The sequence below is a fragment of the Pseudomonadota bacterium genome (genome assembly GCA_018242545.1).
Lineage (GTDB): Bacteria > Pseudomonadota > Alphaproteobacteria > 16-39-46 > 16-39-46 > 16-39-46.
In genome coordinates, this window is the sequence record JAFEBT010000066.1 from 1 (window position 1) to 10105 (window position 10105).

Annotated in this window: 9 protein-coding genes; 5 read left to right on the forward strand and 4 right to left on the reverse strand. The window is 35.5% G+C overall.

Going from position 1 to position 10105, the window contains the following annotated elements; all coding sequences use genetic code 11:
- Positions 1–409 precede the first annotated feature (409 nt).
- From JSS34_07465 to JSS34_07480, 4 genes are read left to right on the forward strand one after another with little or no spacing between them, the layout of a single operon-like run.
- Positions 410–1579, forward strand: coding sequence for a polyamine ABC transporter substrate-binding protein (locus JSS34_07465; GenBank protein ID MBS0186154.1), 1170 nt, complete (start codon positions 410–412; stop codon positions 1577–1579).
- A 23-nt stretch (positions 1580–1602) separates the two neighbouring features.
- A complete protein-coding gene (gene potA / locus JSS34_07470) occupies positions 1603–2757 on the forward strand; it encodes a polyamine ABC transporter ATP-binding protein (GenBank protein MBS0186155.1) in 1155 nt (384 codons plus the stop codon).
- Positions 2758–2776: 19 nt separating this feature from the next.
- The gene (locus JSS34_07475; protein ID MBS0186156.1) at positions 2777–3730 is read left to right on the forward strand and encodes an ABC transporter permease subunit; all 954 of its coding nucleotides are present in this window, start codon (positions 2777–2779) and stop codon (positions 3728–3730) included.
- Positions 3723–4535, forward strand: a complete 813-nt coding sequence (locus JSS34_07480; protein MBS0186157.1) for an ABC transporter permease subunit — start codon at positions 3723–3725, stop codon at positions 4533–4535. Before JSS34_07475 ends, JSS34_07480 begins: the two co-directional genes overlap by 8 nt.
- Before the next feature lie 453 nt (positions 4536–4988).
- Here JSS34_07480 and JSS34_07485 read toward each other — a convergent pair whose 3' ends face one another.
- The 3 genes from JSS34_07485 to JSS34_07495 all read right to left on the reverse strand — a co-directional run bounded on the left by JSS34_07485 (position 4989) and on the right by JSS34_07495 (position 8152).
- Positions 4989–5639: a hypothetical protein gene (locus tag JSS34_07485; GenBank protein ID MBS0186158.1), complete on the reverse strand. Its 651-nt coding sequence runs from the start codon at positions 5637–5639 to the stop codon at positions 4989–4991.
- Positions 5640–6095: 456 nt separating this feature from the next.
- Entirely contained in the window at positions 6096–6569 is a 474-nt protein-coding gene (locus JSS34_07490) for a DNA polymerase III subunit chi (GenBank protein ID MBS0186159.1), read from the reverse strand.
- Positions 6570–6652: 83 nt separating this feature from the next.
- On the reverse strand, positions 6653–8152 hold the full coding sequence (locus tag JSS34_07495) for a leucyl aminopeptidase (GenBank protein MBS0186160.1): 1500 nt from the start codon (positions 8150–8152) through the stop codon (positions 6653–6655).
- Between the two features lie 406 nt (positions 8153–8558).
- On the opposite strand from JSS34_07495, the gene JSS34_07500 reads away from it, so the two are divergent.
- The gene (locus JSS34_07500; GenBank protein ID MBS0186161.1) at positions 8559–8885 is read left to right on the forward strand and encodes a hypothetical protein; all 327 of its coding nucleotides are present in this window, start codon (positions 8559–8561) and stop codon (positions 8883–8885) included.
- Between the two features lie 691 nt (positions 8886–9576).
- Here JSS34_07500 and JSS34_07505 read toward each other — a convergent pair.
- Positions 9577–10065: a type II toxin-antitoxin system VapC family toxin gene (locus tag JSS34_07505; GenBank protein MBS0186162.1), complete on the reverse strand. Its 489-nt coding sequence runs from the start codon at positions 10063–10065 to the stop codon at positions 9577–9579.
- Positions 10066–10105: the final 40 nt, after the last annotated feature.

Below are 10105 nucleotides of genomic sequence, written 5' to 3' on the forward strand. Positions count from 1 at the left end.
AAAATACCTCAATCTTTTCAATCTGTTAATTATTTTTTATCCATAGTTCGGGTTAAAATAAAAGTAAGAAGTATAAATTGTTTAAAATAGAAAATCATCATTAACTCTTTATGCTCTATAAATTGAAAATTCTTCTACTTATAACAAGAAAGAAGAATTTTTTCAAGAATTTCCTCCTTTTTGAGGCGGGATTATCCCGTATAAGATAAAGTAAACCCCTGGGATCAACCTAGAAATAAAGAGAAGAATGTAAAAGATACGCTCTTAAGATAAATTTAATCATTTTTAAAAATGAGGGCCCGATATAAAATACTATTCTTGTTTTAAGCTGATTTTAATGCATATTAGAAAGAGAGAAGCCAATTTCAAAATTTTAAACATTCAATCAGTCTAAAATGGATCAAAAAGTATGCGTATAGGGAAAGATCAAAGAACGTTTAAAAAAGCCTTTTTCATTCAAAGAAAAAGTATAAGATCTTTTATCTTTTTTATGACTCTTTTCTTAACGACCGGAAATCTTTTTCCACTGAGTGCGCAAGATGAAAAAGTCTTAAATATTTATAATTGGACAGATGATATTGCGCCGGATGTTCTTCGAAAATTTGAAGAAGAAACCGGAATTAAGGTTAATTATGACGTGTATGACAGTGATGAGGTTTTGGAAGCAAAACTCCTTCTCGGGAATTCAGGGTATGATGTTGTGTTCCCGTCTGCTAATCCTTTCTTTGCACGTCAAATTAAAGCAGGAATTTATGAGAAAATTGATAAAAGCCAACTCAAAAACTATCATAATCTTGATGCAAATGTTTTAAAGAGATTGGAAGAAATAGACCCTGAAAATAATTATGGAATTCCGTATTCATGGGGAACAATAGGAATCGCTTATAACCCTGAGAAACTCTCCAAATGCATGCCAGGGGTAGATATCGAAAAATTAACAGAAAATTTTGGGATCTTATTTAACTCTGAAATCGTTCAGCATTTTGCAACATGCGGTGTGTCTCTTCAATCCAGTGCCCTTGATGTCTTTAATGCAATTTTAGTTTATGCAGGAGTAAATCCGAATACGACATCCCGTGAAGAATTTGAAAAAGCCGTTAAGATTTTAAAATCTGTTCGACCTTTTATTCGAAAGTTTACAGCCGGAGGACTTATTGAAGATCTTGCAACAGGAGAAACGTGTCTTGCGCTTGGGTGGTCAGGAGATGTGTTGAAGGCATCTTTACGTGCAAAAGAATTGAATCAAAAATTTCAAATTAAATATGCGATTCCTAAGGAAGGTGCAGAGATATGGTTTGAAGTCATGGCCATTCCAAAGGATGCTCCTCACCGTGAAAACGCATATAAATTCATTGATTTTATCTTGCGTCCTCAAGTTATTGCGGAAATTACAAATTATATTTATGATGCAAATCCAAATAAGGCTTCTCTTCAGTACGTTGCAAAAGAAGTGCGTAATAATCCTATTATTTATCCACCTGCTTCTGTAATGAAAACATTGTTTGTTAGCAAAAGTGCGCCGCAGAACTTTGAAAGATGGCGCTCGAGGGCTTGGATTCGGATTAAAACAGGCATATAGGATAGTCTAAAAGAGGAAATCAAATGGCTTCAAAATCTCCAAAACGTTCGTATAAATTTGATCCCTGGCTTGACCCCAAAAATCGTCCTTATATACGGATTGAAAACGTTTCAAAAGAATTCGATGGTATAATGGCTGTAAATAATTTGAGTCTTTCTATTTATCAAGGAGAATTCTTTTCGATTTTAGGGGGATCAGGATGCGGTAAAACAACACTTTTAAGAATGCTTGCGGGTTTTGAGACGCCAACCTCGGGAAAAATTTTTATTGATGACATTGACATGACAAGCACCCCTCCTTATGAGCGCCCTGTTAACATGATGTTTCAATCTTATGCGCTTTTTCCACATATGAGTGTTGGCCAAAATATTGCCTTTGGTCTAAAACAAGAAAAACTTCCCAAGAATGAAATCAAGGAAAGGGTCGAGAGCGTTTTAGATCTTGTTCAAATGTCTGCGTTTGTGAATCGGATGCCCTATCAACTTTCGGGAGGCCAACGTCAACGTGTTGCGCTTGCTCGGAGCTTAGTAAAACAGCCAAAACTTCTTCTTTTAGATGAACCTCTTGCTTCGCTTGATAAAAAATTAAAAGAGAGAACACAACTTGAGCTTGTCACTATTCAGGAACGTGTGGGTATTACTTTTATTATGGTGAGTCATGATCAAGAAGAGTCTATGACCATGTCAACCCGTATTGCTGTGATGAATGAAGGCCAAATCCGTCAAGTTGGTCCGCCCCATGAAATTTATGAATTTCCGAATTCTCGGTTTGTGGCCGATTTTATAGGGTATATTAACATGTTTGAAGGTATTATTCTTGAAGATGCGCCAGATCATGTTATTGTCCAATCTGATAGCATGCCTTCGGAGCTTTGTATTAGCCATTCTGCAACGATTCCGCCTGGTGCGCATGTTACGGTGGCGGTTAGGCCTGAAAAGATTAAAATTTCAAAAATGTCCCATGGAAAACCTGATGTTATGTATAATTATACCAGTGGGATAGTTGATGATATTGAATATTTAGGAGATGTTTCTATTTATCATGTTTTAACAGCAAATGGCCGGCGTGTTCTTGCAACGCTTCCGAATCTTCTGCGTTTGACGGAACAACCTGTAACGTGGGAAGATAAAGTTTATCTCTATTGGCAACCTGAAAACGGGATTGTTTTAACAGTTTAGAAAGTACTGGTTTACAAAAATGACGCCCAGGTTCTTTTGGAATCTTATTTTATTTTTCAAAAAGCGAATATCAAGTCGATTTTTCGTCATTGCTCTTCCTTATGCCTGGGTGTTGCTTTTCTTTTTTATTCCTTTTCTAATGGTTTTAAAAATTAGTTTTTCAGAATTAACGGTGGGTATTCCTCCTTATTTGCCCTTAATGGAACGCATGGGGGAAGACGTTATTGCTTTTAAACTTAATATTGGAAATTATTTTTATTTAATTTGGGATGATCTTTATATAAGAGCAATTTTAAATTCATTGGGACTTGCAGCTCTTGCAACAACTGCATGTCTTCTTATTGGATTTCCAATGGCTTATGCAATTGCGCGTTCACCTTTGAAATACCAAACTCTTCTTCTGATGATGGTTATTTTGCCTTTTTGGACATCTTTTTTAATTCGTGTTTATGCCTGGATCGGAATTTTAAGTTATCATGGCGTTGTGAACACGATTCTCTTAAAATTAGGTTTAATTGAAGCACCTCTTCGACTCCTGAATACTATTTTTTCTGTTTCCATCGGTATAACCTATTGTTATCTTCCTTTCATGATCCTTCCCATTTATGTATCGCTTCAAAAAATAGATCCCTCTCTTCTCGAGGCTGCCTATGATCTTGGATCAAGACCCTTTCGAACTTTTTGGAGAATAACTGTTCCTTTGTGCAGTCCAGGAATTATATCAGGTTCTCTCTTAGTTTTCATTCCAGCTCTTGGGGAATTTGTAATTCCAGATTTATTAGGAGGATCAGATACGCTTATGATTGGACGGGTTTTGTGGAATGAGTTTTTTGTAAACCGTGATTGGCCGGTTGCAGGAGCTGTTGCAATTGGAATGCTCGTATTCCTTGTATTTCCTATTATTCTTTTACAGTATATTCAAAAAAATGTTCAGCGTGATCAACGGGGAGAAGGAGGTCAAATGAATGCATAAAAAATTGTCTTCTTTTCTGTTAACCTGGCTTCTTTTTGGATACGCTTTTCTTTATGTCCCCATTTTAATTTTGATTGCTTTTTCCTTTAATAAATCACGACTTGTGACCATTTGGGACGGGTTTTCTCTGAAATGGTATCAAAGTCTTTTTGATAATGACCAATTGCTCAAAGCCGCATGGGTAAGTTTAAAAGTAGCCACCCTTTCTGCAACCTTTGCTCTTATTTTTGGAACACTTGCTGCACTCGTTTTAGTAAGATTTGGACGATTTAAAGGCAGAACTTTTTTTTCAGGACTTATTACGGCCCCGCTCGTTATGCCAGAGGTTATCACGGGCTTGTCCCTTCTTATTTTTTTCGTTTCTTTAAAACAAATGATCGGTTGGCCAGAGGCAAGAGGGGTTCTAACAATTACAATTGCCCATACAACCCTTGCCATGGCTTATGTAACGTCCATTGTGCAAGCACGGCTTTTTGGGTTTGATAATACGCTTATTGAGGCTGCTCTTGATCTTGGGGCGCGTCCTTTGAAGTCTTTTTTTGTTATTACACTTCCTCTCATTGCACCTGCTCTTGGAGCAGGCTGGCTTTTAGCTTTCGCCCTTTCTTTAGATGATCTTGTGATTGCAAGTTTTGTATCCGGGCCTGGTTCTACCACCCTTCCTATGGTTATTTTTTCAAGTGTGAAATTGGGCGTTACGCCCCAAGTGAATGCCCTTGCAACACTCATTGTTATTTTTGTAAGTATTGGGGTTTCTTTAAGCGGGTGGCTTATCTTTAAAAAATCAAAAGAAAAGAGGGACTAATAAAACATCCCCAAGAACGGTTGAAAGGCGAGAAGCTTAGCTGCTCATAGAAACTAAAATTAGAATTTTTAGATCTTCTCTATTTTAAAAAGCATAATATATGCTTAAGACCACCAAGTTTTTAATAATTGGGCTCTCGAAAACGCTTTCTTTTAAGGAAGGAGTAAGAAGAGTACTGCTTTTAAAGCAAGAAGAAGAGTCTGTATTTTTTTCGAAAAATAAAAATTACCTTTTTCTCGTTTTTTTTTAGTCAATGGTCTTGAGTTTGTTAAAAAACTTTGTCTTTCTTAAACGGAAAGCGGCAGAATGTGTCATGTTCATTGGGGAAACAAAGGGTATAAGGATAACTTTGTTAAAAATTGAAGAAACAATTTCGATGAATCAGTAACTACTCTTAAATCAGTGTGTCACTTAAATTTAAAGATCTCCCCCATTTAAGAGGGAGAGGAAATGTCAAGAACGCGTGAAATTAAAAAGAGTACGGGTAATTTTTACACCGGGTACACTCATAAGATTAGATTTCATTAACTCATCCGCATGATTATAAGGAGCTTGAATATCTAAATTGTAAATTTTGGTGCCTATTGACCCCAAAGAGCTCATTGCCTGATGATCTGTAATCACTAAATGTAAAAATTCTATGAGAGTATCTGGCCAAAGTTGAGAAGCGGCATTAAAACTTTCTGTTGGACGATATTCAAGAGCCCATTGTGTCCCCTCTTCCGCTGAGGATGTCCTGCCTATTAAATAGGACTTTGCAAAGGCCACAACACTGTTATTCACCCATAAATGCTCTAAAATCTGTTCTTGCCTTCCGTGCGTCAAGACTTGCCCTGAAAATTGAAGAGAAATGAATTCTCCCTTTTGTACTTCGTATGGCTTTAGAAGTGTTACTTTTATAATATTACCTTCATTAAATTTTGTTTTTAGGGCTTGGCGACTCTCAGTAGAAAGCTCCTCTGACTCTGCAACAAACTTACGAGTTGGATCACCAGAGCGTAAGATTTGTTTTTCCATGTCGTCAAGCTCCTGAAAGGAATAGGCGTTGAAAGTACTTGTAACCAGAAAAACAAAAGAGAGCATAATAATATTTCTTATTTTCATAATGAAACCTTTCATTGGTTGGTTAAAAATGACTTTTTAGATAAAACAAGAATATCTTACGGTTATTTAATTACTAATATTTATAAAATCAAGGCAATTTTCTTATGTACACGGTAAACGCCTCTAAATAACAGAAAAAATCATGAGAAAGTAGTCTGGAGAACTCCAAAGTTTTAACTGCTTTCTACGAATTCTCGCCTTAAATGGAATAGTTTAAATAAACTATTCCATATGGATCCTGCTTCAATGGAGTTACTCACTGGCTCGGAAAAGCACAATGATTCAATCTAATTTTACACCTCTTGACAGGATGCTATCCTGCTATATTTTACCTTTTTTCGAAATATGTCAGGTGTTAAGGGAAATTTTCCTACATAACACATTGATATATAGCGAAAAAAAGGTATTTAAAAATCTTTAAGAAACAAAAACGTGTGGGGTCCAAGTGAAAAAAACTTATTCGTTTTTTTCTTTTGTTTTTTCCCAGCTTCCATCTTTTTTTTGCATCCAATAACTTAAAAGATAGGGTTGCTTTTGATAATTTTCCCACTGTTCTACAGCAGATAATTTTTTAGTGTTTTCCATATCTTCAAAGACATAGAAACAATGCGTAAAGGTTTCTATAAATTTTGGATGCTTTCCGTTTAGAATAATAAGAATATCGGCGTTATTTGGATTTTCTTCTAAAGATGTTAAAAATATAGGCTGGTCTTTTTCAAATCCATCTTTATGGGTTCCATGCGGTAAAAAAGAAAGAGGAGAATACGTCCACAATTGAATGGCAATCGACTCAGTTTGGTCTTCTGAGTCTGTTAAGATAAGGATCCTATGTCCTTGTGAAATAATTTTTTCAAGGAGTTTCGGAAGAGCCTTTTCAAGGGGCGTTGTTGTCAGGTGATAGAAACGAACTTCTAAGGGTGATTTTGACATGATTTCAAAAGATTTTCTCTTTTTAGGCAAAAGGAAAAGTAAGAAGGAAAGAGGAGATTCTTTCCTTCTTCATAAGTTTTGTTTTATGTTTCATAATAGGTTGAGATGAATTTATTTAAAAGCCTCACACCATATCCAGTTGCTCCTTTTTCATAAAGATCATCATCTTTAGAAGACCAAGCGACGCCTGCGATGTCAAGATGCGCCCAAGGAACATTATTTACAAACCGCGCAAGAAGTTGAGAAGCTGTAATGCTTCCAGCTTTTCGACTTGAGCCCGTGTTGTTCATATCTGCAATGGCAGAATTAATATCTTTATCGTAGTTTTCATGAAGAGGAAAACGCCAGAGTTTTTCATTGACATCAAGACCTGCTTGATAGAGTTGTTCAGCAAGCTTATCATTGTTTGAAAAAAGTCCTGCATATTCATTTCCAAGGGAAATCACAATGGCACCTGTTAAGGTTGCAAGATCAATCATAAGTTCTGGTTTAAAACGATCTTGCGTGTACCAGAGGGCATCTGCTAAAACCAATCTTCCTTCTGCATCGGTATTAAGAATTTCAATTGTTTGACCAGAGAGTGTTTTAACAACATCACTGGGGCGTTGGGCATTTCCGTCTGGCATATTTTCAACCAATCCCAAAACACCAACAGCATTTACAGGCGCTTTTCTCAAAGCCAAAGTTTTGAGAAGTCCAGCGACTGTTGCAGCTCCTGTCATGTCATATTTCATGTCTGGCATGCCATCGGCTGTCTTGAGAGAAATCCCACCTGTATCAAAGGTTACACCTTTACCAACAAATGCAAGAGGTTTTGTTGTTTTATCTTTTCCCTGCCATTCTAGGATAACCAATTTTGGTTCTTTAATGCTACCTTGCGCAACGCCTAAGAGAGCTCCCATTCCTAATTTGCGCATTTCTTTTTCGCCGAGGATTTCAACTTTAACGCCGAGCTTTGTTAAGTCTTTAAGTTCCTCTGCAAACGTTTCTGGATAAAGGACATTCGGGGGCTCAGAAACAAATGTACGTGTGTAAAAAACGCCTTTTGCAACACTTGAAAGGGATTCAAATAATTGTGTTGCTTTATTTATCTCTGTCTGTGAGGGAAGAACAAAAGAGATGGTTTTAAGAATCGACTTTTTTTCACTTTGCTTTTGGGTATGATACTTATCAAAATAAAAGGAGCGTAAAAGGCATCCTTCTGCAAGATGTGCTGCAATCTCAGGAAGAGATAATAGTTTTTCCTCTATTCCTTCAAGAAGAAGACATGCTTCTTGTTGAGAAAGTGTCATAAGATGACTTGTTAAATGGCCTCCAATCACTTCACAATCCTGGGCACTTAAACTTCCTTTTTTGCCAAGGCCAACCAGAAGAAGCGTTGAATTTTCAAGCCCGTAGGGAGCAACTAAAGATAGAATTTCTTTTTTCTTTCCAGAAAAAGGCTCATTTTTTAAGACACGTGTTAAAAGTCCATCTGTTTTTTGATCAATCTTTTGGGCAGATTCTGTCAGAATTTTTTCTTCATAAATACCAACAATAAGGATGCCTTTTGAAGAAGCTTTCTCAGTAAAATGGATGTTCATTATTTACCCCTTGATTATATAAAAAGAATGTTCACTTTAAGAAAAGAATTGGATTTTTCTTAAAAATAAACTTGGAAGATAGAGCCCATGAACGCTTTCCTCCTATGTCATAACTTTAATCTCTTAAATTTCTAAACGGTAATTCAGTTTAAGACAATATCCTTCTTTGATTATAAAGAAGAAAGAAATTACTTTTTTCATTATCTTTATGAAAACACATCTTTTTAAATTAATTTTTTTAATGCTTCTCTTATTATGAAGTGTGTTAGCATAAAATTAAATAAGCACAGAACGAATACATCCTAAACAGGTGATATAGCTAAAATTTTATAAGAATGTGTCTCTTTTGCATTAAAAAACTTTGCTTTTTTGTGTTCTTTTTAGGGGTAAAATAAAGGAGATTTTTATGTTCAAAAAAGTTCTAACATTTAAGGGTTACATCGTTTCTTTTCTTTCTTTTTTTGGCTATTTTCTCCATTTTGGAAAGAGTATAGCCAATCCTTTAACAGATCTTATTATCGCTCTATCCATCTGCACAGGAATCCTTTGCTGTGGAGGTGCATGTTTAAAGTTAAATACCTCTTGTTGTGATTGCAACTTTGGATACTTGAGTCACTCCCCTTCAAGAAGTGGATATTCTGCATTATATCATAAAGAAGATGACGAATTGACAAAGAACTCGCTAAGCCCAAGACCTTTGTCTCGAGGAAGCATAAAAGATGAGCCTGTTTGAGAAATCACTTTATATGTCTGAATAAATATATATATGTTTTTTTGATAATGACGAGAGATAAAAGAAAGATTCGATTTTTATGGCTTTTTGATGAAAGAAACCCTTAATCTTAGTTATTTAATTAAACTTTGAAATTCGTGATAAAAATTTCTTTTTCTTTTTAGAAAAGAGTCCGTTTTTATACACGTGTTAAGGGGCCATCGATTAAAGAAGAAGCGAGATGACAATAGTAGTAAACGCTCTCTTCTTTTTTACACAGCAAGGGCCTGTTTTTTTGAGGCAGAGCAGATTTTTTAAAGTAGAAATTTGATAGGGCCTTATTCGTTTTTCAATAGTAGGCTATGAATTGAGCATAGAAAATCGAAGATCATAGTCCAATTGTAATTGGAGTTGTTCCAAAATATTTAGAAAGACGCAATGTTGTATCTGCAGTGATACTCCGTTTATTATGAATAATATCATTGATACCTGTAGGAGGAACATTCATATCTCGCGCAAGCTAGTTCTGACTAATATTGAGAGAAAGAATGAATTCTTCTAATAAAATCTCCCCAGGGAAATAGGTTTTAAAATTTTATCCATCATTTTAACTTTATTAATTGAAGAATTAGAATTGGAAGAGAGGCGCTTAAAGGTCAAGAACTATAAGTTTATCTGCCTTTAAGTGAATTCTTTAGGCCTGAGCGTTATATCAGGAAGGTAGATGGAAAATTTTTTCTTTAATCAGTTGGGTATCAAATGAGTAAGTTAGGGAACAGCCTTTTTTTTTATTATGTGTAAATGTTAGATAATCCGAGAAATCTTCTTTTCCTTTTTTATAAAGTTCAATAGCCTCTCTTACAACTTCTTTATTCGGAAAAAAGATTTCTTGCGTATGGCTTAAATCATTGAGAAATGATGCAATGGTATTTTTTGGGTACTTATATCCACTTTTTAAAACCCAGACTAGCTCACATAAAACAATATAATTTATAAAAAGAGGTATGGAGTTGGTTTTTGCCCCTGATAAAAAGGTAAGAATCTGCGTGAGTTGATGAGGGTCATCTTTTGTAACAAGACGAACTAAAATATTTGTATCAAGACCTATCATTTTCTGCTCTGAATAATCTTGTTTATTTCTTCTATTGTAAGACTTTTTTCGGGCTTTGGAAAATATCCGCATAAGTCTAGGGCGTGTCATCAATTGAGCCAAACGATAGAAGCAATCATATAAATAGCGC